Source organism: Pseudomonas sp. ef1, assembly GCF_007293365.2.
GTDB classification, from domain to species: domain Bacteria; phylum Pseudomonadota; class Gammaproteobacteria; order Pseudomonadales; family Pseudomonadaceae; genus Aquipseudomonas; species Aquipseudomonas siliginis.
Map to the genome: position 1 here is coordinate 4,975,565 of NZ_CM129815.1, position 24,221 is coordinate 4,999,785.

At 56.4% G+C, this 24,221-nt stretch carries 25 protein-coding genes and 3 pseudogenes; 13 read left to right on the plus strand and 15 right to left on the minus strand.

All coding sequences use genetic code 11. The features are described 5' to 3' along the window. Positions 1-13: 13 nt before the first annotated feature. From FEE99_RS22650 to FEE99_RS22680, 7 genes and pseudogenes are all read right to left on the minus strand, one after another. On the minus strand, positions 14-505 hold the full coding sequence (locus FEE99_RS22650) for a sigma-70 family RNA polymerase sigma factor (RefSeq protein ID WP_041477249.1): 492 nt from the start codon (positions 503-505) through the stop codon (positions 14-16). Between the two features lie 85 nt (positions 506-590). After that, entirely contained in the window at positions 591-1,196 is a 606-nt protein-coding gene (locus tag FEE99_RS22655; RefSeq protein WP_041477251.1) for an anthranilate synthase component II, read from the minus strand. Continuing rightward, positions 1,177-1,623, minus strand: a complete 447-nt coding sequence (locus FEE99_RS22660; RefSeq protein WP_041477253.1) for a chorismate-binding protein — start codon at positions 1,621-1,623, stop codon at positions 1,177-1,179. Before FEE99_RS22660 ends, FEE99_RS22655 begins: the two co-directional genes overlap by 20 nt. Before the next feature lie 31 nt (positions 1,624-1,654). Next, a pseudogene (locus tag FEE99_RS22665) lies at positions 1,655-1,765 on the minus strand (FAD-dependent monooxygenase); the annotation flags it as partial. A gap of 82 nt (positions 1,766-1,847) precedes the next feature. Further along, positions 1,848-2,225: a c-type cytochrome gene (locus tag FEE99_RS22670; protein ID WP_081932391.1), complete on the minus strand. Its 378-nt coding sequence runs from the start codon at positions 2,223-2,225 to the stop codon at positions 1,848-1,850. Between the two features lie 617 nt (positions 2,226-2,842). After that, positions 2,843-3,013, minus strand: coding sequence for a hypothetical protein (locus FEE99_RS22675; RefSeq protein ID WP_156115288.1), 171 nt, complete (start codon positions 3,011-3,013; stop codon positions 2,843-2,845). Positions 3,014-3,126: 113 nt separating this feature from the next. Next, positions 3,127-3,567: a carboxymuconolactone decarboxylase family protein gene (locus FEE99_RS22680; protein ID WP_041477255.1), complete on the minus strand. Its 441-nt coding sequence runs from the start codon at positions 3,565-3,567 to the stop codon at positions 3,127-3,129. A gap of 189 nt (positions 3,568-3,756) precedes the next feature. On the opposite strand from FEE99_RS22680, the gene FEE99_RS22685 reads away from it, so the two are divergent. Then, positions 3,757-4,110 (plus strand): hypothetical protein, encoded by a 354-nt coding sequence (locus FEE99_RS22685; protein WP_041477257.1) that lies wholly within the window; start codon positions 3,757-3,759, stop codon positions 4,108-4,110. A gap of 159 nt (positions 4,111-4,269) precedes the next feature. On the opposite strand, the pseudogene FEE99_RS22690 reads toward FEE99_RS22685, so the two are convergent. From FEE99_RS22690 to FEE99_RS22700, 3 genes and pseudogenes are all read right to left on the minus strand, one after another. Continuing rightward, positions 4,270-5,836 (minus strand): annotated as a pseudogene (locus FEE99_RS22690) (sensor domain-containing diguanylate cyclase). 174 nt (positions 5,837-6,010) lie between these two features. After that, entirely contained in the window at positions 6,011-6,784 is a 774-nt protein-coding gene (locus tag FEE99_RS22695) for an aldolase (RefSeq protein ID WP_041477259.1), read from the minus strand. 11 nt (positions 6,785-6,795) lie between these two features. Beyond that, entirely contained in the window at positions 6,796-7,503 is a 708-nt protein-coding gene (locus FEE99_RS22700) for a haloacid dehalogenase type II (RefSeq protein ID WP_041477261.1), read from the minus strand. Between the two features lie 109 nt (positions 7,504-7,612). Here FEE99_RS22700 and FEE99_RS22705 point away from each other — a divergent pair, with 109 nt between their 5' ends. Next, complete coding sequence (locus FEE99_RS22705; RefSeq protein ID WP_041477263.1) at positions 7,613-8,470, plus strand: LysR family transcriptional regulator; 858 nt, start codon at positions 7,613-7,615, stop codon at positions 8,468-8,470. 307 nt (positions 8,471-8,777) lie between these two features. Here FEE99_RS22705 and FEE99_RS22710 read toward each other — a convergent pair whose 3' ends face one another. Beyond that, entirely contained in the window at positions 8,778-9,446 is a 669-nt protein-coding gene (locus FEE99_RS22710; protein WP_041477266.1) for a ribonuclease T2 family protein, read from the minus strand. A 164-nt stretch (positions 9,447-9,610) separates the two neighbouring features. Between FEE99_RS22710 and FEE99_RS22715 the strand changes: the two genes are divergently transcribed. The 8 genes from FEE99_RS22715 (at position 9,611) to FEE99_RS22750 (ending at position 15,933) form a co-directional block, all read left to right on the plus strand. Continuing rightward, positions 9,611-10,081 (plus strand): hypothetical protein, encoded by a 471-nt coding sequence (locus FEE99_RS22715; RefSeq protein ID WP_041477268.1) that lies wholly within the window; start codon positions 9,611-9,613, stop codon positions 10,079-10,081. A 102-nt stretch (positions 10,082-10,183) separates the two neighbouring features. Continuing rightward, a complete protein-coding gene (locus tag FEE99_RS22720) occupies positions 10,184-11,881 on the plus strand; it encodes a copper resistance system multicopper oxidase (protein ID WP_041477270.1) in 1,698 nt (565 codons plus the stop codon). A gap of 11 nt (positions 11,882-11,892) precedes the next feature. Continuing rightward, entirely contained in the window at positions 11,893-12,762 is an 870-nt protein-coding gene (locus FEE99_RS22725; RefSeq protein ID WP_064361265.1) for a copper resistance protein B, read from the plus strand. A gap of 32 nt (positions 12,763-12,794) precedes the next feature. Continuing rightward, positions 12,795-13,169, plus strand: a complete 375-nt coding sequence (copC, locus tag FEE99_RS22730; protein WP_041477271.1) for a copper homeostasis periplasmic binding protein CopC — start codon at positions 12,795-12,797, stop codon at positions 13,167-13,169. 3 nt (positions 13,170-13,172) lie between these two features. Continuing rightward, positions 13,173-14,042 (plus strand): copper homeostasis membrane protein CopD, encoded by an 870-nt coding sequence (gene copD, locus FEE99_RS22735; protein ID WP_041477273.1) that lies wholly within the window; start codon positions 13,173-13,175, stop codon positions 14,040-14,042. A 58-nt stretch (positions 14,043-14,100) separates the two neighbouring features. Continuing rightward, entirely contained in the window at positions 14,101-14,886 is a 786-nt protein-coding gene (locus tag FEE99_RS22740; RefSeq protein WP_041477274.1) for a transporter substrate-binding domain-containing protein, read from the plus strand. Positions 14,887-15,076: 190 nt separating this feature from the next. After that, entirely contained in the window at positions 15,077-15,511 is a 435-nt protein-coding gene (locus tag FEE99_RS22745; protein WP_041477277.1) for a YeeE/YedE family protein, read from the plus strand. 2 nt (positions 15,512-15,513) lie between these two features. After that, the gene (locus FEE99_RS22750) at positions 15,514-15,933 is read left to right on the plus strand and encodes a DUF6691 family protein (RefSeq protein ID WP_041477278.1); all 420 of its coding nucleotides are present in this window, start codon (positions 15,514-15,516) and stop codon (positions 15,931-15,933) included. A gap of 58 nt (positions 15,934-15,991) precedes the next feature. Here the strand turns inward: FEE99_RS22750 and rimA are convergent, their stop codons facing one another. From rimA to FEE99_RS22770, 4 genes and pseudogenes are all read right to left on the minus strand, one after another. Beyond that, on the minus strand, positions 15,992-16,801 hold the full coding sequence (rimA, locus tag FEE99_RS22755; RefSeq protein WP_052392137.1) for a S6 modification regulatory phosphodiesterase RimA: 810 nt from the start codon (positions 16,799-16,801) through the stop codon (positions 15,992-15,994). A 141-nt stretch (positions 16,802-16,942) separates the two neighbouring features. Then, positions 16,943-17,815, minus strand: coding sequence for a methyl-accepting chemotaxis protein (locus tag FEE99_RS22760; RefSeq protein ID WP_370695147.1), 873 nt, complete (start codon positions 17,813-17,815; stop codon positions 16,943-16,945). Positions 17,816-17,848: 33 nt separating this feature from the next. Further along, a pseudogene (locus tag FEE99_RS22765) lies at positions 17,849-18,877 on the minus strand (methyl-accepting chemotaxis protein); the annotation flags it as partial. A gap of 455 nt (positions 18,878-19,332) precedes the next feature. Continuing rightward, the gene (locus FEE99_RS22770; protein ID WP_016775441.1) at positions 19,333-19,695 is read right to left on the minus strand and encodes a DUF6124 family protein; all 363 of its coding nucleotides are present in this window, start codon (positions 19,693-19,695) and stop codon (positions 19,333-19,335) included. 1,305 nt (positions 19,696-21,000) lie between these two features. Here FEE99_RS22770 and FEE99_RS22775 point away from each other — a divergent pair. The 3 genes from FEE99_RS22775 to FEE99_RS22785 are packed head-to-tail and all read left to right on the plus strand — an operon-like array spanning position 21,001 to position 24,178. Beyond that, entirely contained in the window at positions 21,001-22,425 is a 1,425-nt protein-coding gene (locus FEE99_RS22775; protein WP_052392138.1) for a hypothetical protein, read from the plus strand. A 2-nt stretch (positions 22,426-22,427) separates the two neighbouring features. After that, a complete protein-coding gene (locus tag FEE99_RS22780) occupies positions 22,428-23,408 on the plus strand; it encodes a helicase HerA domain-containing protein (protein ID WP_447121733.1) in 981 nt (326 codons plus the stop codon). Positions 23,409-23,443: 35 nt separating this feature from the next. Next, a complete protein-coding gene (locus tag FEE99_RS22785) occupies positions 23,444-24,178 on the plus strand; it encodes an ATP-binding protein (protein WP_447121734.1) in 735 nt (244 codons plus the stop codon). The last annotated feature ends 43 nt before the right edge of the window (positions 24,179-24,221 follow it).

Genomic DNA, 24,221 nt, shown 5'->3' on the forward strand with positions numbered 1-24,221 from the left:
ACGTCACTCGTCATCATGACTGCAAGCCATCCAGCCGCTCACGCAGATGGCGCAGGGTGCGGATCATATACTTTTCGACCATGTTCTTGGACAGCCCCAGGCGTTCGGCGATTTCTGCCTGCGTCAGGCCTTCGATCTTCTGCCAGACAAAGATCTTGCGGCAGTTGAGCGGCAGCTCGGTGAGCGCGCGTTCGATGGAGTCGGCCAACTGGATCGCGTGCATGTAATGCTCCGGATCGCCCGCCGACGATGCACTGTCATCGACCGCCTCCGACTCCATGACGCCCCGCCGGTCCTCACGCCGATAACCATCAACGGCGATATTGCGCGCGGTCTGGTGCAAATACGCACGCGGCTGCTGCACCGCCGCCGAATCCGCCTCGAGCACCCGCACAAAGGTGTCGTGCGCCAGATCCTCGGCCTGCGCGCGATTGCGCAGGCGACGAGTCCAGGTGCCGATCAACTCTTCGTAATGCTCGAAAAAGCCGGGTCTGCGGGGACGCATGGGGGTTGGCGACGCGCTGAGGAAAGAGGCGCGAATAGTAATGCTTCCTATTAAGGCGAGGCAATCGATTCCTCGAACAGAGCGCTCAGGGCGCGTACCTGGTCAGCCGGGTTCGCTCAACCAGTTGCAGGTAGTTTGCCAACATCGCCAGACCTTGCGGCGTCATCAATGACTCCGGGTGAAACTGCACGCCATAGATCGGCAGGTCTCGGTGCCGAAGCGCCATGATCTCACCCGGCATGCCGTCGTCATCCAGCACGTGCGCAGTAGCCACCAATTCGCCGGGCAAGACACCCGCCACCAGAGAGTGGTACCGCGCGACTTGCAAGCCGTCAGGCAAGCCGTCGAACAGGTCACGACTGTCGTGACTGATACGGGAAACCTTGCCGTGCAGCACCTGCCTCGCCCTGCGCACCTCGCCGCCGAAAGCAGCGGTAACGCATTGATGCCCCAGACAGATGCCCAATATCGGCAAACGGCTTGCGAAATGATGGATGGCCGCAAGGGAAATGCCCGCTTCTGTTGGAGAGCACGGCCCAGGCGAGACAATCAAAGACTCTGGCGCCAGCGCTTCGATGTCAGCCAAGGTCATTTCGTCATTACGACGCACTTCAACCTCAGCCCCGAGCATGCCCAGGTACTGCACGATGTTGTAGGTGAAGGAGTCGTAGTTATCGATCATTAAGTGCATATGGCAATTCCTGGCGTTGGGCGATCGATTGACAGCGGCCGGCGGCGACCCGCACCAACTGGCTTTTCTCCAGCGTTTCCTGCCACTCACGATCGGCTACCGAATCCTGCACCACGCCGGCGCCGGCCTGAACGTAGAGACGGGCGTCTTGCAGCAGTGCGGTTCGAATGGCGATCGCCAGGTCGGCACGGCCGCTCCAGTCGAGATAACCGATCGCGCCGCCGTACACCCCGCGAGAATGCGGTTCCAGTTCGGCAATGATCTCCAGCGCCCGCACCTTCGAGGCCCCGCTAAGCGTGCCTGCGGGGAAAATGCTTTTGAGCAGGTCCAGCCCGGTCACGTGGTCCGGCACCTGCCCGGTCACGGTTGAGACGATGTGCATGACATGGGAGAAATATTCCACGTTCAGCAACTGCGTCACCTGCACACTACCGACGCGAGCCAATCGGCCGAGGTCATTCCCTGGATCGGCTTTCAACAATGATATTGCTGATGTTCATCTGCGAAAGCAGTTGCCCCAACATTAATCCAGCCGGCCCTGCTCCAACGATTGCAACCTTTGTCCGCATGGGGTTGTCCCTCTGAGTAATAAGGCTTAAAGCAAAAACAATTCAAATGGCCGGGACGCTGCCTTCGCCATCCATGTCGAAATCAGTTCTTCCTGAAAATCACACTACTCATGTACTGATGCAAATCACGAAGGTCGTTAATACTCCACGCATGTGGCGGTATCTTTACGCCGTTTTCTCGCAATGTTTTCGGGATCAAATTCCCGCTGGGCCGAAGTATCACCGACGAAACGATAACCCCCGGATATTCATCAAGTCTTTTTCTGAAACCTGGCAGAGTAAGATCAGGAGTCGCCGGATTGCTTTTGTTCGCCAAGGGACCTGTCCCTCTGATGTCTGCTCCGTGGCAAACTGCGCATCGCTGCAGATAAAGTTTTTTCCCGTTAGCGTTATCCGCGATGGACACGGATGTTTGCGCAGCCACTACCAAACTCAGCAACACAGTGACTTTCTTACTCATATTTTTGATGCTGCCTATTTGTACCGGTGGATATGAACGACCTTGTTCCAGCGTAATCAAGGCTTGTCAAAAACCAGACGAAAGACTTCATCCGACATGCAGGCGGCCCACGATAACTTGTTGGTCGCTTCTTTTATTCCGGTTACCAAAACGTATCGCGCGCTTCCAAAAAGAAACGAACGAGTTCCAGGATCTGGTTATTTTCCGGAATTACCGGTCGGTAAGAAATTTTCCCGCGCCGAGGGTTGAAGAATAACTATTGCTACAGCGCAGAAGAAAAACAGAGCAACGATTGACTGCCTTGACGGTAAAGGCATGCGGAGGCGAACAGATAAGTAATGCGATGAGATGAAACATGCCAATCCCTTGAGCCGTTCATAGTCTGATCTATAGCGATGAGTACATCCTTACTCACGGCGACTAATCTCACACTTGTTTCAGAATATGTCAACACCTGATAATCAAATTGACAACACTGAAAATCTCCTGAAGCAATCAAAGTTCTCTGGTCTGAATGGTCAGCGCCAACGCCCAAGCGCTACAGACCATCAGTGTTTCTCGCAAACCCTGAAACCGGCCGGCGTCCATCAGACCCGTGCCTATCAACCAGGCATACATCAAGCCCAGCAACGCGCCTGCCGCACCCAAGCGATCGCCAAAGCGCAGCCGTGATGACTGAGCGGTTCCAGGGCACCGGCGCCATGCTGGCCGGTGATGATCACGGTCTGCTTCATCATCGCCACAGCGATGGCGCCCTTGATGCGCAAGAGCGCCGAGCGTACGGGCATTGATACCCCGCCTGCGGGAGCTGCCGCAGGCTGCGAGCTTTTGACTTTGCTTTTTAAAGACAAGATCAAATTATCGCAGCCTTCCGCAGCTCCTTCAGAGGATTGTGGGCAGCTTAGGCCTGCGGCAGTTTGCGGAAGCCCACTGCCAGGCGATTCCAGCCGTTGATGGTGTTGATCGCCACCGTCAGGTCAACCAGTTCCTTCGGCGAAAACTGTGCAGCGACGACTTCATAGTCTTTGTCCGGCGCGTGGGTCAGGCTCAGTTGTGTCAGCGACTCGGTCCACAGCAGTGCGGCACGTTCACGCTCGCTGAAGAACGGCGCTTCCCGCCATGCTGTCACGGCGAACAGACGACGCGGGGTTTCGCCGTCCTTGATCGCGTCGGCGGTGTGCATGTCGATGCAGAATGCGCAGCCGTTGATCTGTGAAGAGCGCAGCTTGACCAGTTCGAGCAGGCTCTTTTCCAGCGACAGTTTCGAGACGGCATTTTCCAGCGCCATCATCGCTTTCATGGCATCAGGGGACGCGGTGTAGAAATCGGCACGAGGTTGCATGGTGGGCTCCGGGGTAGCGATTGAATGTGTGGCTACGTTAGTCCCCGGGGGTGGTTCGGCAAATAGCCAATATTGCAGAAGAACGGTAGGCCACTTGGCGCGGCGACTGACCGCTCGTCACTCGACGGGCACCAAGGTTTCGATGCGCAAGACCAATATCAGGTAATCCCCTTTATCAGGAGACGTACCATGATGACGCGCAAATTCACTTCGTTATTGTTGGCCGGCCTGCTCGCCACGGCGTCCGCCGCCAGCTTCGCTGCCAATGACAGCACCGATGCGACGGGCACCAAGTCCGGCGGCGCCAGCAGCTCGACCATGCCGCCAGACAGCACCCCGGGCTCGCCTTCCGTTGACAGCAATTCGGGTGGAACCAATAACGGAACTGGCACAGGAACCGGGACAGGGACAGGAACTGGTTCGGGCATGGGCACTGGCACGGGCACCAATGGCGGCGCCAGTGGTTCTGGTTCCGGCGCGGGTGGCGGCACCGGCTCGGCCGGCGGCGGCACGGGTGGTGCGGGCGGTGGCACGGGCAGCTGAACGAACAAGAGCCATCCCAGATAGTCCTGCTTACATCAGGACCCAATGTGGGAGCGAGCCTGCTCGCGAAAGCGGTCTGTCAGCCAACCTTGATGCAAGCTGACACACCGATTCGCGAGCAGGCTCGCTCCCACTTCTGATGTCTGTTGATTGAAAGAATCAGCGATCCGAACGCATCAGCTCGACAAAACCCTCTTCAGCTGTAAACACCGCCGCGCGATTGCGCCCGGCATTTTTCGCCTCATACAACGCCGCGTCCGCGCGCTGGATAAACACCTGCGGGCTGTCGTTGCCGTGCGGAATAAACGCATAACAGCCCAGGCTCACGGTGAGATAACCGGTCGGCGAGCCGCTGTGGATGATGTGCTTGTCGATCACGCTGCGGCGAATCTGCCCGGCAATCGCCAGCGCACCGTTGATGTCGGTGTCCGGCAGCAGCACGGCAAATTCTTCGCCGCCGTAACGCACCGCCAGATCCGACTTGCGCTGGCAGCAGGCCTTCACCACTTGCGCAACCTGCGCCAGACACTGATCGCCGGCGACATGGCCGTAAGCATCGTTGTAGCGCTTGAAGAAATCGATATCGAGCATGATCAGGCTGACCGGGCTGACCTGGCGCGCGCCACGGGCAAATTCAATGTCCAGCGAGCTCTCGAACAAGCGCCGATTGGCCAACCCGGTCAGGCTGTCGTGGGTGGCGATCTGCTCCAGCGCCAGTTGCGCCTTGCGCAGGTTTTTCTCGATACGCTCGCCGTCGCGCACCTGATGAATGAACACCCAGCCGAACAGGCCAACCCCGAGAATCACCAGCGCGACAATTACGCTGGACTGAAAGGCGCGGTCATACCAGCCCTGCAGAATCGTGTCTTGCGACGTCGCCGCAGAGACCACCAGCGGATACGAGGCGAGCTGTCGATAGCCATACAAGCGGGTCACGCCGTCGACCACGGAGTTGAGCATCGCGGTGCCAGCGTTAGCGTTCGGCAGCAGGGTTTGGTAGATCTCGCCGTGGGCCACCGAGGTGTTGATCAACGACTCATCAAAGGGCCGTCGCGCCAGCAAGGTGCCGTCGGTCAGCGCCAGAAACATGATGCCGCTGTCATCGAGGCTGAAGCTTTTGAAGAACTGATCGAAGTAGGACATGCGGATGCCGGCCATCAGCACGCCCTGAAAGTTGCCGAGCTGGTCGTTGACGCGTCTGGAAATCGGAATGATCCACTCGCCGTTTTCGCGGCTGCGAATCGCCGGGCCGATGTGCGCAACCGTCGAAGCATTCTGCTGATGGAACTTGAAATATTCGCGATCGGCCACGCCATTGCCACGAGGCAGATCGGCGAACGAAGTAATGACCCACTGCCCTTCGCGATCGAAGAGAAAGATGCCATGCAACTGATCCAGTTGCTGCGCGGCGGGCAAAGATCCGCTGCAACCGAGGGCGCTGCACCGCCCCGTAACCATCGTCCTGAATCCAGTCGACGAGGCTGGTCATCACCAGATCCGCTGCACGCACAGTGTCTTCGGCCTGCTGCGCCATGGCCCGGGTCAGGTTGCCCGAAGCCATCTTCGCCACCGCCAGATCCTGACGGCGCGACTGCTCCAGTTGCAGGTACAGAAGACCGCACAGGCACAGGCTCACCGCAACGATAAACAGCACCGCCGCTTTGCGAAGCGGCAACCGTTTGAGCGTGCCGGGGGCCTGATGCGGATCGTGATTGGGGATTGGCAAAAGCATGTCCTGGGCAGGTACGACAGGGGCGCGAGCCCGAAACCCTTGTATGTGTGAGCGTAGCCCACCGGGATGTACCGGGCAAACGCCCGCCTCCCGCCCAGTTATCGGCGCGTCGCGAGTTTGGATGATCGCTTTTCGTCGATTTATTTACGATTGCTTCTTTACGGTTAATCAGTTGTGCAGGGCCAGCCGCCGCATCGCGCTGGTCAGGTGCGCGCGGGCACTTTGCGCATCGCCTTCACGCATTTGTTCATAGGCGCGCTGCGCAATCGCATGAGGCACCGGTTTCAATTCACGCTGGGTGGCCAGCGCCAGCAGCTGCACCTGCGCGGCGCGTTCCAGGTAATACAGATCGTCCCAGGCTTCGGCAATGCTCGGCGCAGCGACAATCACCCCGTGGTTTTTCAGAAAGAGAATGTCGGCATCGCCCATGACGCTGGCGATGCGGTCACCTTCGGATGCGTCCAGTGCGAGACCGTTGTAATCCTCGTCCACCGCTGTGCGCCCGTAAAACTTCAGCGCAGTCTGCCCCAGCCACAGCAGCGGCGGGCCTTGCAACAGGCACAACGCGGTGGCGTGCGGCATGTGCGTGTGGAAGGCGACTTTTACCCGTGGCAGTTGTTTGTGCAGGCGCGCGTGGATGTAGAACGCCGTCGCTTCGGGCTCGCCTTCGCCATCGACCACGTTGCCAGCGAAGTCGCAGACCAGCAGATTCTGCGCGGTCACTTCCGAAAAAGCGTAGCCGTATGGATTGACCAGAAACAGATCATCATGCCCCGGCAGCATCGCCGAAAAGTGATTGCAGATGCCCTCCTCCAGACCATGCAATGCGGCCAGTTGAAAGCACGCAGCGAGTTCGTTGCGGGCGGTGATGATCGCCTCGGTGTCCAGGTGCAGCGTTGCGCTTGGTCTGGCTTTGCCAGTGCCGCTCAAGATATGAGCCATGGCAATCCTCCTTAGGTCCAGCCGAGGGATTTGAACAGCGGCAGCACTTGATCGAGGCTGGACAGGATCGCGTCGGGGCGATAGTCGGGCAACAACTGGCGCCCGGTGCCGCGATCGATCCACACGCAACGAAAACCCATGTCCCGCGCCGCCGTGTGATCGAGCATGGGGCTGGCGCAGATGTGCACCACTTCATCCCGGGTCACGCCCAATTGCTCATGAGCGTAGTCGAACAGGCGCGGCGCCGGTTTGTAGGCACCGGCCTGTTGCGCGGTGATCACCCGGTCGATATGGCCGCCGAGTTGCGCGACGTTACCGGCGATGATGTCGTCGTCGGTGTTGGAGACGATGCACAGCTTGAAGCCCAAGGCTTTGAGCTGCGCGAGGGTGTCGACCACTTCGGCAAATGGCGGCATGTTCGGGATGGCCGCCGCCAGACGCTGACTGTCCTCGGACTGGCTCGGCAAGCCCAGTTCTGCCAGCGCCAGTTGCAGGCCGAGGGTGCTGAGTTCGCGAAAGGAACGGTGCGGCGGCGTTTGTTCCAGACGATGCTCGTGACGGTCGTAGACTTCGATCAACTTAGTGGCGTCGACGGCGTGCACGCCCTTGTCGCTGAGCATTTTTTCGACCACGGCTTTCAGGCCTTCATCCCACTGAATCAGCGTGCCGTAGCAATCGAAGGTCAGCCAGTGCGGGCGCGGCGTGTTGTTCAAGGTCATTGGTCGATTCCTCCAGAGTGAGGACTTCAGCTTATGAGCGCGCGGTGATAGTGTGAAATTAAATAAACACGCCATCGTCATTCGCAAATCCACTATCAGGAACGCCGCCATGCTGGATCTGGAATTGCTGAAAACCTTTGTCTGCGTGGTCGATGAAGGCAGCTTCACCCGTGCTGCCGAACGTGTGCATCGCACCCAATCGACGGTCAGCCAGCAGGTGCGCAAACTCGAAGATCTGGTCGGCCACCCGCTACTCCTGCGCGACCGCACCGGAGTGAACGTCGCGGTCACCGAACACGGCGAACTGCTGATCCACTACGCGCGCCGATTGCTGGCGCTGTCCGCCGAAGCCACGCAAGCGCTGGCCAGCGACGTCGACCTGGAAGTGCTGCGCATCGGCATGCCGGAAGACTTCGACGCCCGGCGCATGGCACTGATCCTCGCCGGCTTCACCCGCAACCATCCGCAGGCGCGCCTGGAAACCATCAGTGGCATGAGCCTCGACCTGCGCCAACGCCTCGACGCCGGCGACATCGACATTGCCCTGATCAAACGCGAACCCGACAGCGGCCCGGCATGGGCTACCTGGCCGGAACGACTGGTATGGGTCAAAGGCACCGAATTCGACACCTCCAGCTGTGTGCTGCCGCTGGCACTGTTTCCGCAGGGCTGCCTGTACCGACAGCGGGCTATTCGCCTGCTCGATGTGGCGCAGCGACCATGGCGAGTGGCGTTCGGCAGCCACAGCCTGACCGGAATTCAAGCGGCGGTGGCGTCTGGGTTAGGGATTTCGGTGTTACCGGTTTCGGCGGTATTGCCAGAGCACGAGGTGTGTAGGGATCTGCCGGAGTTGGCGCCGACGGAACTGGCGCTGGTCAGCCGCGAGGGAGTGCTGAGCGGGTTGCAGCGGGGGCTGGTGGAGTTTTTGCGTGGAGAATTGGGGGTGGATGCGGGGGGATTTGCCTGACCCCCCGGGGATCCTTATTCGGGTTTGTTGATTTCCCGGAGCAGGTCGGCGGTGGGGATGTTCATGGTGTTTGAGTAGTAGGTTTTGTAGCCGTAGGCGGTGATGACGACTTTGCAGGGTATGCTTTTTTTGCGGGATAGCAGATCGTTGAGTTCCGGTACTGAAAGATTGTCCTTGGGCGATGGGCGACAAGAACATCGCTGAAGCATTAGCGTGGATCGTATTCATATTCACATTTCCAAATCCTCAGGCCAAAAAAACAGGCGCTCACGGGAGCGCCTGTTTTTCCTGGCTCATTACGGATGGCTTACCGTACCGGCGGCACCCGAATATCCCCCGCCCGGCACTGAGTCTTCACCCCTTTGCCACACGCGCCGAACTGCAGATCCTTGTCCATGCACACTCGCACTTCCGACAGCTGCGGGCCGCTGCAAATCACCGCAATTCCATCCTCGGGAATACCCGGATTGGCCTTGCGAAACAGATCGACAATCTCTTGCGCTTCGAAGTAGTACGACGTCGAGCCGAACGGCTGTAACGCCTGCGGAATCTTCACCGCGCCGAGGGCCTGATCGGACTTGTCCAGATAGCCCACCGCGCCCAGACCGCTGCAGGTACCGTGCTTGGACCATTCGTGATCAAGGAGTTTTTTCGTCGGGTACATCGTCAGGCCCTTGCTGGTTTCTGCCGCCGACAGCCTGGTCAGCGGCGGACAGGATTGCGGCCAGCCGCCCTTGGCGTATTGCGGCCACAAACCGTGCAGGACAAAACCGTAACCCTTGCCGGTGCACTGCGCATCGTCCTTGTGCGTCAGACAAAAGGTCGGCGACCAGGACAGCGCCAGCAGGTAGTAGTCGAACACCCCCGCCACCGATTCGGCCTGCGCTTTCATCGATGCCGGCTGACGCGCGGCACTCGTGCCGATGCTACCGGCCGTCAGCGCGATCAGCGCCAGAATTGTAAACAGCTTTTTCATTAACCCGTTCCTTGGGACGCCTGCGTCCGTGGTTTTCGTTGTTGGCCAGACCTGGCCAGTGCTGATTTCGACACGCTTGTATTGCAAGCGCATGACGCAAGGCAAGGCCCTGCGCCGTGCAAAGGTCTACGCTGAACAGGCAGACATCCAACAAGGGAACCGACATGAGTAAAGCAGACGAACTCGCCGCCAGACTCAAGCAGACACGGCACACCCAGGCTGATGCGGCGCTGGAAATCGATTGCTGGCCTGCTCAGGTGTACGACTTGTACCACCGCATTGAGGGCTGGCTGCAACCAGTCACCGAAGTAGGACTGAAGATTCGGCGAAATCCTACGCACGTTTGCGAAAGTTCGCCGGATGGTGAAAGCCACGACTACGCCATAGACCAGTTGGTGATCGAAGCCAACCATCACAGTTTGATGTTCGATCCGATTGCGCGGTTTACCGAGGACGGTTGCGGACGTGTCGAGATCAAGGTACCGGGGCGCGATCAGTCGCTGCTGCGCACGGTTGACGAGCATGGCGAGAGTCACTGGTGGTTGCAGACTATCGAGACCGGCCAGGAGCTGGATGCGATTGCGCTGACGGAAAACAATCTGCTGCAAGTGGTGCAGCAAGGGCTGGGGCTGTAACCCGTCCGACTCAACTGACAAAACTGTAATGTTTGCCTCAGCCAACTGAAAGCTGGGGCTGGCTAGTCTCTCTGTCATGAGTCAGACGGGGATTTCCAGCGCATGCCTTCCATTCTCACAAGACGCACTTTTGTCAAAGGCCTGGCCGCCGGTAGCCTGCTCGGTGGCCTCGGGCTCTGGCGTACACCGGTCTGGGCGCTGAACGGCGCCGCGCCCGTCAACGAACTGAGCGGCAACGAATTCGAGTTGTTCATCGGCGAAACTCCGGTCAATTTCACGGGTTCCGCACGCACAGCGATGACCATCAACGGCAGCCTGCCCGGCCCGCTGTTGCGCTGGCGCGAAGGCGATACCGTGACGCTGCGCGTGCGTAACCGGCTCGCGGCCGACACCTCGATTCACTGGCACGGCATTCTGCTGCCGGCGAACATGGACGGCGTGCCGGGTCTGAGTTTCCACGGCATCGAACCGGGCGGCATGTACGTCTACCAATTCAAAGTTCGGCAACACGGCACCTACTGGTATCACAGCCATTCCGGGTTACAGGAGCAGGCCGGCGTCTACGGGCCGCTGGTCATTGAGGCCAAGGAGCCAGAGCCTTTCCAGTACGATCGCGACTACGTGGTGATGCTCAGCGACTGGACTGACGAAGACCCTGCCAGCCTGATGAAGACCCTGAAAAAGCAGTCCGACTACTACAACTTTCACAAACGCACCGTTGGCGACTTTATCAACGACGTCAGTGAAAAAGGCTGGGGCGCCACGGTTGCCGATCGCAAGATGTGGGCGCAAATGAACATGAACCCTACCGACATCGCCGACGTCAGTGGCGCCACGTATACCTTTTTGATCAACGGCCAGGCACCCGATGACAACTTCACCTGGCTGTTCCGTCCCGGCGAAAAACTGCGTCTGCGCCTGATCAATGGCTCGGCCATGACGTATTTCGATGTGCGCATTCCGGGATTGAAAATGACGGTGGTGGCTGCCGATGGCCTGCACGTCAAACCGGTCAGCGTCGATGAACTGCGCATTGCCGTGGCCGAGACCTATGACGTGATCGTCGAACCTGACGCCGAGGCCTATACCCTTTTCGCCCAGGCAATGGATCGCAGCGGTTACGCCCGTGGCACTCTTGCCACACGCGCCGGCATGTCGGCAGCAGTGCCGGCGCTGGATCCGCGTCCGTTGGTGAGCATGGACGACATGGGCATGGGCGGCATGGATCACGGCAGCATGGACATGAGCGCCATGGATCACTCCACCATAGGCCCGATGCAAGCCCATCCCGACAGTGAAAACAACAATCCGCTGGTGGACATGCAGGCCATGATCACCGCGCCAAAGCTCGACGATCCGGGCCTTGGCCTGCGCAACAACGGCCGCCGTGTGCTGACCTACGCCGACCTGCGCAGCACCTTCGAAGACCCGGACGGCCGCGATCCGAGCCGCACGATAGAGCTGCACCTGACCGGCCACATGGAGAAATTCGCCTGGTCGTTCAACGGCATCAAATTCTCCGATGCCGAGCCTTTACGGCTGAAATACGGCGAGCGCATCCGCTTGGTGCTGGTCAACGACACCATGATGACCCACCCGATTCACCTTCACGGGATGTGGAGCGATCTGGAAGACGAAGACGGCAACTTTCAGGTGCGCAAACACACCATCGACATGCCGCCCGGCAGCCGCCGCAACTATCGCGTCACCGCCGACGCCCTCGGCCGCTGGGCCTATCACTGTCATCTGCTTTATCACATGGAAACGGGCATGTTCCGCGAAGTGCGGGTGGAAGAATGAAGAGGCCGATCATGACTCGACTCAGCGTGTTTCCGCTGCTGCTCGCCGGCACCTCAGCCATGGCCGCCGACGACATGCACGGTATGGATCACAGCCAGATGCCCGGGATGGATCATTCGGCAATGCAAAGCGTGGACGACGGCATGATGCAGCCCGCCGCGCCGAGCGAAAGCCGCACGCCGATTCCGCCCGTGACCGACGCCGACCGCGCTGCGGTGTTCACCAGCCCCGGCGGTCATCAGGTGCATGACAGCGTTATAAACAGTTACTTTCTTGCCGACAAACTCGAATGGCAGAACGCCGATGACGGCAGCGCTTTGGCCTGGGATCTGTCCGGCTGGATCGGCGGGGATACCGATCGGCTGTGGCTGCGCTCTGAAGGCGAGCGCAACAACGGCAAGACTGAAGACGCGGAAATTCAAGCGCTATGGGGCCACGCGATTTCACCATGGTGGGACGTGGTCAGCGGCGTGCGTCAGGACTTCAAACCCGGCGCACCGCAAACCTGGGCCGCGTTCGGCGTGCAAGGCATGGCGCTGTACAACTTCGAGGCCGAAGCCACGGCTTTCCTCGGCGAGGGCGGCCAGAGCTCGGTACGGCTGGAAGGCGACTACGACATCCTGCTGACCAATCGACTGATCCTGCAGCCGACCGCTGAACTGAATATCTACGGTAAGAACGATCCGCAGCGAGGCATCGGCTCAGGGTTGTCCAATACCGAGGCGGGCCTGCGGTTGCGTTATGAAATCCGCCGCGAATTCGCGCCTTATATCGGCGTGACGTGGAATCGCACTTACGGCAACACCGCCGACTACGCCCGCGAAGAAGACGAGGATCGCAGTGAGGCGCGCCTGGTCCTCGGGGTCAGGCTGTGGTTCTGAATTCTTCTAAAAAAACAAATCGGAGACCTTGCATGCGCACATTAACCCTGCCCCTGATATTCGCCAGCGGATTGCTCCTGAGCGCCCTCGCCCAGGCCCATCCGAAACTGCTTTCGTCAACGCCGGCCGAAGGCGCGGAAGGTCCCGCGCCGAACAGGATCGAGCTGCACTTTTCCGAGAACCTGGTCACGCAATTCTCCGGGGCCAAACTGGTAATGACCGAAATGGGTGGCATGGCTCACTCGCCGATGCCGATGAAAGCCAAAGTCAGCGCCAGCAGCGATCCGAAAACCATGCTGATCACCCCGCTCGCCCCGCTGCCTGCCGGCACCTATCAGGTGCAGTGGCGCGCGGTGTCCGCCGACACGCACCCGATCACCGGTAACGTCACGTTCAAAGTGAAGTGAACAATGGCGGACCTGCTCAACATCATCCTGCGGTTCGCCTTGTATATCGATTTGCTGCTGTTGTTCGGGCTGGCATTGTTTGGCTTGTACAGCTTCAACACGTTGCTGCAGTTCCGTCGGTTATTGCGTGGCATGGCAGTCACAGGGGCATTGCTGTCAGTGGCCGGGCTGGTGCTGATGACCCGCGCCATGAGTGGCGAAACACAGCTCGCGGCGTTGTGGCCGCACCTGCAGATGATGGTGTTGGAAACGGACGTCGGCCTAGCGTGGGCACTGCGGATGACAGCGCTGGCCATCGTGGTGATCCGACCGGGTCTGTGGCCAGCGTCGTTGGCAGGCGCCATTGCCCTCGCTTCGCTGGCGTGGAGCGGGCATGGCGCGATGGACGAAGGATGGCTGCGGTTCTGGCACTTTCTCAGCGACATCTTGCACTTGCTTGCGGCGGGAGCGTGGTTGGGTGCCTTGCTGGCGCTGGTGTTGATGGCGAGCGGGCGGATCGGTGACACACGCCTTCGCCTGCTCGCCGATGCAGTGAAACGCTTCGAATGGGTGGGCGCTGTGATCGTGCTGACGGTGTTGGTCACCGGCGTGATGAATTATCTTTTCATCGTCGGCCCAAGGCTCGACGGAGTGCTGTTCGGCACTTACGGGCTGCTGCTGGCGATCAAGGTGCTGGCGTTTGCCGTGATGCTGGTGCTGGCTGCGTTGAACCGCTTTCATCTTGGACCGTCACTGCAACGATCGCTGCGCGACGGCCAGCACCTCATCGCCGCGAACGCGCTGCGGCGCAGTGTCGTAATGGAGTTGGCCCTTGCCCTGTTGATCGTGGCGCTGGTGGCGTGGCTCGGCACATTGAGTCCGGACCCGGGATGACACCCGTGGAAGGCTTTCACTACACTGGGTCACCTTCCCTTTCAGAAGCCCGATCTCAATGACAACACTAAAAAGCACGATGATCCTCGGCGGCCTGCTGACCCTGGCGACTGGCGCTCACGCCGCTCCAGGCACTTCCCACCTCGACAGCATTCAGCAACAAGGCCAGTTGCGTGTCTGCACCACCGGCGACTACAAGCCCTACACCTTCAAGCGCAGCGACGGCGACTTCGAAGGCATCGACATCAGCATGGCCCGCTCCCTGGCCGACAGCCTCGGCGTCAAGGTGCAATGGGTGCAGACCACCTGGAAAACCCTGATGCCCGACATGCAGGCCGGCAAATGCGACATTGGCATGGGCGGCATCTCGGTCACCCTCGAACGGCAGAAAAAAGCCTTCTTCAGCAACACCCTCGACACCGACGGCAAAATCCCGCTGGTGCGCTGCGCCGACCAGTCCAAATACCAGACCATCGACCAGATCAACCAGCCCAACGTGCGCCTGGTGGAACCTGCCGGCGGCACCAACGAAGCTTTCGTTCACGCCTTCCTGCCCAGAGCGCAACTGGCCCTGCACGACAACGTGACGATCTTCCAGCAACTGCTCGATAACAAAGCCGACGTGATGATCACCGACGCCTCGGAAGCGCTGTATCAGCAGAAACTCAAACCCGGTTTGTGCGCGGTGAATCCGCATCAATACATGCAATACGGCGAGAAGGCTTATCTGCTGCCGCGCGATGACATCAGTTGGAAACTGTATGTCGATCAGTGGCTGCATTTGAGCAAGGTCACTGGCACGTATCAGCAGACGTTGAGTGAGTGGATTGCGGTGCCACAGTAAGCCACGGAACCCGGCCGACGCGCGCATTGAGGGAACGGTTCGCTCAACGCACGCGGTCGGCACGCGCTGGAGAAAAGTGGCAGCCGTGATTCCAAAAAGCAGACAAGGCCTACACTGAAATCACAGCGACACTTGCGCATCTGCCGCGATGCATACCGCACATCCACCGCTACTGCGCTTGAGGCGTCCCATGAATGTCGACTGGCTCAATTTCACGCCTTGGTCTTCCCTCGCCGGCGGCGCGCTGATCGGTCTGGCCGCGAGTCTGTTCGTGGTCGGCAATGGGCGTATTGCCGGCATCAGCGGCCTGATCGGCAGCCTGCTGCAGCGCAACCGTGAAGGCGCCAGCGAGAAGGCGCTGTTCATCCTTGGCCTGTTGGCGGCGCCACTGCTGTGGGGATTGTTCAAAGCGTTACCGCCGATCGAGTTCCAGAGCGGCTGGTCAGGGCTGATTCTCGCAGGGTTACTCGTAGGGCTTGGCACACGCTACGGCTCAGGTTGCACCAGCGGCCATGGCGTTTGCGGCATATCGCGCCTTTCGCCACGTTCGATGCTCGCCACTGCCTGCTTTATGCTCAGCGGGTTCTGCACCGTATTTGTCCTGCGCCATCTGACGGGAGTCTGAACGTGCTCAAACTCAATGCATTCCTGGCCGGCCTGCTGTTCGGCGTCGGATTACTTCTGGCGGGCATGGCCAATCCGACGAAAGTCCTGGCGTTCCTCGACGTGGCCGGGGCCTGGGATCCCTCGCTGGCATTGGTCATGGTGGGCGCCATTGCCATCGCTATCGGCCCGCTGACCTGGGCACGCCAGCAACGCAAATCGGTACTGGGCAACCCCATGCAACTACCCGCCCGAAAAGAGCTGGACCGACGTCTGGTTGGTGGCAGCCTGCTGTTCGGGGTCGGTTGGGGGATAGCCGGCATCTGCCCCGGCCCGGCAGTGACCATCCTGTTGACGGGCCACTGGCAGGCAACCGTTTTCGTATTGGCGATGATCGCAGGCATGGGGCTATTTACGCTGCTGGAAACCCGACGCAACCCGTGACCGCAGAACAACCGGCATTCAGGCGCAGGGCACCCACGGCAGCCAGTGTTGGTGGTGATCAATGTTTTGCACAAGAGCGCGGATTGGATGATCTCCCCTGCCACGCACTCGTCGAGATCTGCGCCAATGATTTGAAGGCGGGCCTGGCGAACCAGTAGCCCTGCATCAGATAAATGCCGCAATCGGCGAGAAAGTCTCTTTCCTCGGCATCTTCTATGCCCTCGGCGATCACTTCCACGCCCAACTCTCTACACATGTTCACCACGTTGCGCACGATGGTCTGGCGTACGCGGTCACGGTGAATATTGCGGATCAGCGCCATATCCAGCTTGATCAGGTCCGGTTGAAAATCCGCCAACAAGTTAAGGCCGGAATAGCCTGCGCCAAAGTCGTCGATGGCCGTCTTGAAACCAAACTCACGATACTCACGCAAGATATTCATCAAGTGTTTGTTGCTTTCGACGTGCTCGCCTTCCACAGCCTCGAAGATCAGCCGCTCCAGCGGAAAGCCGTATGTGCGCGCCGCTTCCAATGTGCTGCGGATACACATTTCCGGACGGTAAACGGCGTTCGGCAGAAAGTTGATCGACAGGTACTGCGTCATGCCCAAGTCAGCCGCCGTGGAAATCGCCCGCACACGACACAGTTGATCGAATCGATAACGGTTCTGATCGTCCACCTGCTCCAGGACAGACAAGGCGCCTTCACCGTTTACGCCGCGAACCAACGCTTCATGGGCAAACGTGGTTTGATCGCGCAGATCCACAATGGGCTGGAAAGCGAAGGCGAAATCCATCTCTGGCACACCTTTGTTCCTACAGCCCTGGCAGCCACCGGGAGACGCGAATGATTTTGGAAAGTCGGTCATGAACCACCTGATGACGGCGTGCAACCTTCCATGGCGATAAATAAAACAGCTGCTGGCCTTAGTTATCTGCAAACAAGGCAATAACTGTAGCCCTGCGGCGCCTGAGTAGTTGAAGGCACCGCGTGCGCCAAGTTGAAAAGATCAGGTGCGGAAATGCGCGGTCATTCGCTGCAGGTCCTGCCCCAGTGACGCCAACTCAATGGTCGCCGCCGCACTTTCTTCGCTGGCGACAGCCGACTGGTCAGCCACATCACGCACACTGACAATGCTGCGGTTGATTTCGTCGGCCACGGCACTTTGCTGCTCGGCGGCGGCCGAGATCTGCAGACTCATCTCCTGGATCGTACCGATGGACTGATTGATCTCGGTAATCGCCAATTCGGCCTTCTGCGCCAGTACCACCGTATCGAGGGTGCGTTCGCGGCTTGAGGTCATCAGCGTCGCGGCCGCTTGCGTGCCTTGTTGCAGGGTGACGATCAGCGCTTCGATTTCCTTGGTCGAGTCCTGCGTGCGCTGCGCCAGCGAGCGCACTTCGTCTGCCACCACAGCAAAACCACGACCCTGCTCACCCGCCCGCGCGGCTTCGATAGCGGCGTTCAACGCGAGCAGATTGGTCTGCTCGGCGACGGCTTTGATCACATCGATGACTTTGCCGATCTGCTCGCTGTCCTGAGTCAGCACGTTCATCGCACCGCCCAACTCTTCAATGGCCATGGCAAGTTCGCTGATCTGCACCGTCGCCTGCTTGACCACCGTGCTGCCATGGCGCGCCTGCTGATCGGCGAGGGTCGCGGCAGCAGAGGCATCGGTGGTGTTACGCGCAACTTCCTGCACCGTCGAAGCCATTTCATGCATCGCCGTGGCGACCTGATCGACCTCGCTCTTTTGCTGACGCACACCCGCGCTGGTCTGCTCGCTCATGGCCGAGAGCTTTTCCGCAGAGGTGGAAATCTGCGTGACGCCATTGCCGATACCTTGCACCAGCGTGTTCAGGTTCTGCGCCATCTCCTGCATCGCATTTTGCAGATCGCCCAACTCATCTTTGCGCGCAGACCTGGCCTGTACCGTCAGGTCGCCTTTGGCAATACGTCGTGCCAGATCAACCGTCAGCGCTAGCGGCGCAGTGATCTGACGCGAGATGACCACCGAAGCCAACAGCCCGATCACCAGCGCCAACGCAGTCAATACCGCCATCTGAATAAAAGCCGAATGCTGATCCTCATGCGCAAGGCGCTGCTGGGTGTCCATCAGGCCACTCATGATCTTGTCCATCGCCTTGCTTTCCTGGTCGACCTGCTCGCGCATGTTCTGCTTCTGCTCAAACAGCCCGGCCACTTCCACCAGTACTTCGCGATAACGCCGCATGCCGGCGTGGGCTTCTTCCAGTTGGCTCGACAGCGCCGTCGGCAGGCTGGTGCGCGCCTTGCTGATATCACTCAAGAAGGTATCGATGGTTTCCATCAGCAGTTTTTTGTTCACCTCGTTGGGCACCGCAATATAACGACGCAACATCAGGCGAAACGTGGTCATGCCATTGCGCAAGTCGGCTACCGTGCGCAGCTCCCGAACGCGTTCACCATCGGCAGACGCCAAGGCACTGGTCGTGGTGCTTTCAAGCATGCCGGCAAAAGTTTGCGCGTACTTGTCCGACAGCGCCGTCAGCGGTTTCAGCGCATCGGTGGTCGACTGATCGGCAGCGATCAGCCGTTTGACCTTCTGGTCGTAGGCAACAATCGTGGTTTGCAAAGCCTTCAGGGCTTGCTGGTTTTCAGCACGGGTCAAGGTGTCCAGCGCCTTGCCCACAAGGCCCTGCAAGACATTCAACTGCGCGTTATAGGACTCGGCGAAGGCTGCCTCAGCGGCGGCTTCGTACTGTTTCTCGGACAGACGCATATTTTGCGTAGCGTCATTCAACGTGCCGATCAGACGCGTCGTACTCAAGCGATCAACCAGCACGCTGTTGCTGTTATAGCCAATGAAGGCAACCGCCAAAACGGCCAGCAGAAGAATGCCGAAGCCGGTTCCCAGCTTGCGGGAAACTTTGATGTCACCGAGGAAATTCGATGCTACTGCCATATTCAGCCTCAAACGTCCTGACGCGAAACGCCAGGCACAAAAATTGATCTCCGGTAACCACAGTCACCGTCCAGACATTCGGGGGGTCGTCATCCAGGGCGTAATACGGGACGCTCCAGCTGTCCCGGAAATGCAAATGCCGATGCTGTTGAAGCGTCGAAAAGAGACCCGACGCGAGCACCGGCAGACAAACCCTTCACGTCGCAAACAGAGCGTCTGCACGCTGGATTTATCGTTTCAGCAAAGGTGTCTGGAGGGATGCTATTAATTTTGCGAAAACTTGTACAACTTTATATTTTTGTATAAACGTTGAACTTTTTGAGTGGCGTGATGACGCATTGCCATCATTATTTGTGGCACATCGCTACTGCCGTGAAACGGGGGCTGAAAATGTCAATGCAGAACCCCGCCCCTCTGCAGCAACGGCGTGCCGCATGCCACAGAGGGACACGGGTTTACGGCTTGATTTCAACCTTATCCAACGCCTGATTCACCGCCAACTCCGCCAACATCACCACCTGCGCAATGCCTAGCGCAGATTTGCGGCGCGAGTTATCCAGCGTCGCGGCAAAGTTGTTGAGCATTTCGGAGGCAGAACCCAGGGTTTCGCAGGCATTGGCCAACAGGGATTCCATGTCGTACTTCGGATTGGCGAGGTACATGCGTTCGGGCGCATCGGTGCTGGCCCTGATTAGGCTGGCGGGAAGGAGATAGTGATCAAGCGCGCGCTCGGCGGCTTCGTGGAGTTTTTTGGAATTGGCGGATTCGTAGGGGGATGCGGGGTCGGTTTCTGGCGGGTTGGGTGTTGGTTTGAACATGGTGTAACTCCTGACGGATAAACGAAAAGGAGCCATCACTCTCGCTACCAAACGAAGGGTGGAGGCCATACGCAGGTTGGTAGACCGGTCGTCAGGAACCCCGGCGCATCCGAAGACGCCCCGCGCATGACCACCATAAAACGAAGACGAAAAACGCCCTCGCAAGACAGTAGTCTTGTGCTTCTGACGGAGACGGGCTACCAAACCCGATCACTGTTTTCAGTGACCCGGAGACGATAGAACCCGCAGGCTAGACGCACAAGCCGGCGGATTCTGTCTTAGGTGTAGGGGGAGGCGCAAGACAAGGTAGGCTTCGGATGACTTTCACCAGTCAGATTTAAACAAGTGCCTGCGCAATCGTTTAAACGGATACTGAAGGACAGAAAACAGGCAGAAATACACTTCCTCCCATCAGGCCGAGCGCGTCGGAGCCCAGTTCAAACCACAAACAGCGCCTCGCAAGCCTTTGCCTGTTCGCAGACCTGATAAACTCTTGCGCCTTCGCCTTCTTGATCCAGATTCCTCACATGTCCCTACAACCCGTCACACTCTCCCGCCGCTTCTCCGTCGCCCCGATGATGGATTGGCACGGCTAATCCTTTAGGCCGCTAAACCTCTGGCCTCCAGCATCGTCAAGAAACACGCGTACCACTTTCGTACCACCCATTTTCTTTTTCTCTCCTGGCGGGACAAGCGACGATCCTCTTTCATCGTCGACACACACGCCAGTCGCTCCAATCCCAAGCACTTCCTACAAGCGTTTCCGCACGGGCAAAAGGACCTGCGCGAGAGTGTCCCTTTATCATCTGCGTGAGTGAGCCCAGCAGCCATCGGCTGCGCCACCTTAGTAGGAGATGCCGTTTTTCGGGAAACGCATCGGAAAAAGGTAATTTTGGTAAGCCGAACGGTCAATCTTGCTGAGAGCCTTGATTTTACTGGGCTGCAAAGGATCGGCATGAAGTAATTTTTGAGTAATGTAGAAGTAAGGTAATTACCTTTTAAGGAAGTAATATTTTTTTGTGCATCCCTTATAAATCAACCACTTACAACCACATTACCTTTTTCATTACTCAAAATTACTTTCCGAAGTAAGCCAGCAAAGCCAATGAATACAGGGCTTTCGCCGGTAACCTAATATTCGAATTACCACATTACTTTTTTCCGATGGCGCTCCTGAAAAAAGACGCGTCGAAAGGTTTTGCCTACCTGCCTTCCGCTTCCCCAGGTCCGCCCTGTCAGACACCCACCCTTCGCAGGGATCCGCAGGCTTTTTAACCCTGGACGCCACTACTACAGCGCCCGGCTGTGGGGGCGCTCGGCCAGGTGCAGGACTGCGGAAAAAAAGACCCATTTAGCCCGCAGGCGAGGTGGGGGGACGACGGCGCGCGCCAGCGTTCAATCGAGCTGGTGCGGCGCCATTTGCCGTTTGAGTTTGGAGGGGAGAGGAAAGAACTGAGAACGTGTCCTACACTGAAATTTTGCGCCACTATTCTGGCATCAAAGCTGACGACTAAAGGCGAATTTATGGAAGATGGCGGTTATTACGCACTCAAGGGCTTTGACTTTCAAATAGACAAAACCATCATTGAAATTTTTTCGGCAGCGGCGGACACCGACGAAATTTCTATAGAAAGAATCCAAGATCTAAACTCGGATGCTTTCGTCACCCAAGTCAAATATAAAGAAACGCAAACTTTTGCGTTTTCAAAAATTCGAGACCCTGTAGTTCAGTTAATTCAAGAATTCGAGTCCGATACAGCTGATAGAACCTACATACTTTATTGTTACTTCTCCGACCAAATGGAAAGCATTAAGACTTTTGATGCCACTGAAATCGACAACATCCTTGAAATCAAACTAAATAAAAACTGCTCGGACGCACATCGAAAAAAACATGAAATAATAAAGTCCATCCCTAGCTCATTAAAAAAATCCTTCGCAGCTAAATTCCAGCTTATATTCGCACCTAATCACAGTACCCAATTTGATCGAGCACTCAATATAATCGCAAGCCAAGCTTTCTGCGCCACTGATTCTGAAGCTTCATTCTATTACTGCTATTTAGCGGACCACTTACGCCGGCTTGTAATATCAAATCCAGATATTAATTCGAGAGTTTGTACCAGAAAAGGAATAATCTCCTCTCTCACAGATCGCAAGCATCAATTCTTCTATTCAACTCTGGCTTATATGAGCGGACGAGAATCGCTTATAAAAACATTAAAAAAAGTTTTCCCAAAACTGCAGCCACAGCAGAACAACTTATTATTCATAGGCATAAATCTAGCTAAACAGACTTCACAACTCACAAACCTGATCACCTCCATAATCGAACAGCAATTTAACAAGCCAACGTACGATGTCCACCCCATTACTTTCATCGTCGACCAACCGGACATTACTTCCTTAAAAAAAGGCATGCTACTTAAAAACATAACTTTTAACGATGGCTATGAATCAATCCAATTCAATAGTCAACAATTCAACAGAAGACACTTATCCTTACGAAAAACAACGGCTACAGGTAGAGCCCTTGAGACGTTAGGACAAATATCTTACAAAGCACGAATCATCACCCTGGCAAATTTTATAAAATCTAATTCAGATTACGATCGACCGGACAGAATTTACTATTTCGACGCGGATAAATTTAGCGATTACACCGACATTCCCTCGTTCCAAATTAACGAACTCCACTGCGATGAAATTTGGCAATTATTCAAGAGGTAAGTATGAATTCCGAAAACTTCAAAATTGTAAGCGTCTCTTCAAACGCGTTGATTATCGAGATTGTTGATCCTTCGAAATTTTCCGGGGAGTTCAGTATAGGAAGCTATGTCGGGGTACCGTGCAGAGAGTACGCGGGACAACATGTTGTCGGTGTCATAGACAATTACAAAGTTAAAGATAATTATGTAACCGATGCAAACTCCCCGGCCAAATCACCATCTTTTCTACTGGACGTGAAACTTATAGGTATGCTTCACGAGACGGACGAAGGCATGATATTCAAACGAGGTGGCCACGGAATCCCCCTGCCACCTAATAACAGCATACGGATATTAGAAGCAAAAGAGCTTGATGATATTTACTCCACAGACCTGACATTAAAAGACAAACTAATATTTTCATCACTTGTAAACAGCCATAACACGAGAGTGCCTATAAACGGCAATAAATTTTTTAACAAGCATTTTGCGATAGTTGGCTCAACAGGCTCGGGAAAATCGCATACAGTTGCAAAACTCCTCCAATCTGCAGCAGATTCAAAACACGGAAATTTCGAGGGACTAAACAATTCTCACATCGTCATATTTGACATACATGGAGAATATAAAAGCGCGTTCCCAAACTGTAATTACTTAAACTCAGAAAAATTAAAAATTCCTTACTGGCTATTTGACGGTGAGGAACTGAGCGAATTATTCATCGAAAGCTCAGAAAACAATTCATACAATCAAGTTTCTCAATTTAGATACGCTGTCATTGAAAACAAAAAACTTCATAACGAAGGGAAAAAAGTTTTCTTTGACTCACCACTTAAATTTGATATACACGAGGTAATGCGGTACATCAAAAACATGAATTCCGAACTCATCAACAAAAAAAGGGGCGCAAACCAGAAGACAAGGACAACAAATCATTTGAGTCGCGCATCCCCGAATACTTCCAAAATGAGTATGAATTCGACAAACTTAGCGCAGACTTTGTAAACGGTCCTTACACTGGTGATTTTGAACGATTTATAATGCGACTGGAGAACACAATCAGCAACTCAAGGTTGGACTTCCTATTCAAGAACGTTGACGAACTTACTATCGAGGGCGTGTTAGAACAATTTCTAGGTTATCAAAAAAATAATGAAGCGAACGTTACCGTCATTGACTTGAGCGGAATACCTTTTGAAGTACTAAGCATAACTGTATCTTTAATATCCAGGATTTTGTTCGAGTTCGGATACTACTATAAAAGACTTTTATCACAACAGTCGGACTGCGAGACACCTATCCTTCTAGTTTATGAAGAAGCGCACAAATATGTTCCTCGCAGCGACTTAACACGTTATCGCGCATCCAAAAATGCGATTGAGAGGATCGCCAAAGAAGGTCGAAAATATGGCGTTACACTTGCCATAGTCAGTCAACGCCCATCTGAAGTCTCGGAAACCATTTTCTCTCAATGCAGTAACTTTGTTGCCATGCGCCTGACAAATCCAGACGACCAGAGTTATGTACGAAAACTACTACCAGACACCTCTGGGGATTTAATATCAAATCTACCCACCCTGCAGTCGGGCGAAGCACTTATAATTGGGGACTCAATAATAATTCCCTCCATGGTAAAAATCGACAAATGCATAGCAACACCGAACTCTGTAGATATTGCATTTTTTAGTAAATGGTCAGAAAACTGGAAGGATGTAGAGTTCGAAAGTGTCACAGGGCTTTGGAAGCCATCAGATATTTTGGAGTTAGACATTTAAAAAACGTCGAGCCGGTGTTGAAGCACCGGCTCGCGAATTGGCT

Coding starts and splice junctions, on each gene's coding strand:
- FEE99_RS22650 (WP_041477249.1), bottom strand. CDS start 505: ATGCGTCCCCGCAGACCCGGCTTTTTCGAGCATTACGAAGAGTTGATC.
- FEE99_RS22655 (WP_041477251.1), bottom strand. CDS start 1,196: ATGCACTTAATGATCGATAACTACGACTCCTTCACCTACAACATCGTG.
- FEE99_RS22670 (WP_081932391.1), bottom strand. CDS start 2,225: ATGAGTAAGAAAGTCACTGTGTTGCTGAGTTTGGTAGTGGCTGCGCAA.
- FEE99_RS22675 (WP_156115288.1), bottom strand. CDS start 3,013: ATGCCCGTACGCTCGGCGCTCTTGCGCATCAAGGGCGCCATCGCTGTG.
- FEE99_RS22680 (WP_041477255.1), bottom strand. CDS start 3,567: ATGCAACCTCGTGCCGATTTCTACACCGCGTCCCCTGATGCCATGAAA.
- FEE99_RS22685 (WP_041477257.1), top strand. CDS start 3,757: ATGATGACGCGCAAATTCACTTCGTTATTGTTGGCCGGCCTGCTCGCC.
- FEE99_RS22695 (WP_041477259.1), bottom strand. CDS start 6,784: ATGGCTCATATCTTGAGCGGCACTGGCAAAGCCAGACCAAGCGCAACG.
- FEE99_RS22700 (WP_041477261.1), bottom strand. CDS start 7,503: ATGACCTTGAACAACACGCCGCGCCCGCACTGGCTGACCTTCGATTGC.
- FEE99_RS22705 (WP_041477263.1), top strand. CDS start 7,613: ATGCTGGATCTGGAATTGCTGAAAACCTTTGTCTGCGTGGTCGATGAA.
- FEE99_RS22710 (WP_041477266.1), bottom strand. CDS start 9,446: ATGAAAAAGCTGTTTACAATTCTGGCGCTGATCGCGCTGACGGCCGGT.
- FEE99_RS22715 (WP_041477268.1), top strand. CDS start 9,611: ATGAGTAAAGCAGACGAACTCGCCGCCAGACTCAAGCAGACACGGCAC.
- FEE99_RS22720 (WP_041477270.1), top strand. CDS start 10,184: ATGCCTTCCATTCTCACAAGACGCACTTTTGTCAAAGGCCTGGCCGCC.
- FEE99_RS22725 (WP_064361265.1), top strand. CDS start 11,893: ATGACTCGACTCAGCGTGTTTCCGCTGCTGCTCGCCGGCACCTCAGCC.
- copC (WP_041477271.1), top strand. CDS start 12,795: ATGCGCACATTAACCCTGCCCCTGATATTCGCCAGCGGATTGCTCCTG.
- copD (WP_041477273.1), top strand. CDS start 13,173: ATGGCGGACCTGCTCAACATCATCCTGCGGTTCGCCTTGTATATCGAT.
- FEE99_RS22740 (WP_041477274.1), top strand. CDS start 14,101: ATGACAACACTAAAAAGCACGATGATCCTCGGCGGCCTGCTGACCCTG.
- FEE99_RS22745 (WP_041477277.1), top strand. CDS start 15,077: ATGAATGTCGACTGGCTCAATTTCACGCCTTGGTCTTCCCTCGCCGGC.
- rimA (WP_052392137.1), bottom strand. CDS start 16,801: ATGACCGACTTTCCAAAATCATTCGCGTCTCCCGGTGGCTGCCAGGGC.
- FEE99_RS22760 (WP_370695147.1), bottom strand. CDS start 17,815: ATGCAGGAGATGGCGCAGAACCTGAACACGCTGGTGCAAGGTATCGGC.
- FEE99_RS22770 (WP_016775441.1), bottom strand. CDS start 19,695: ATGTTCAAACCAACACCCAACCCGCCAGAAACCGACCCCGCATCCCCC.
- FEE99_RS22780 (WP_447121733.1), top strand. CDS start 22,428: ATGAATTCCGAAAACTTCAAAATTGTAAGCGTCTCTTCAAACGCGTTG.
- FEE99_RS22785 (WP_447121734.1), top strand. CDS start 23,444: ATGCGACTGGAGAACACAATCAGCAACTCAAGGTTGGACTTCCTATTC.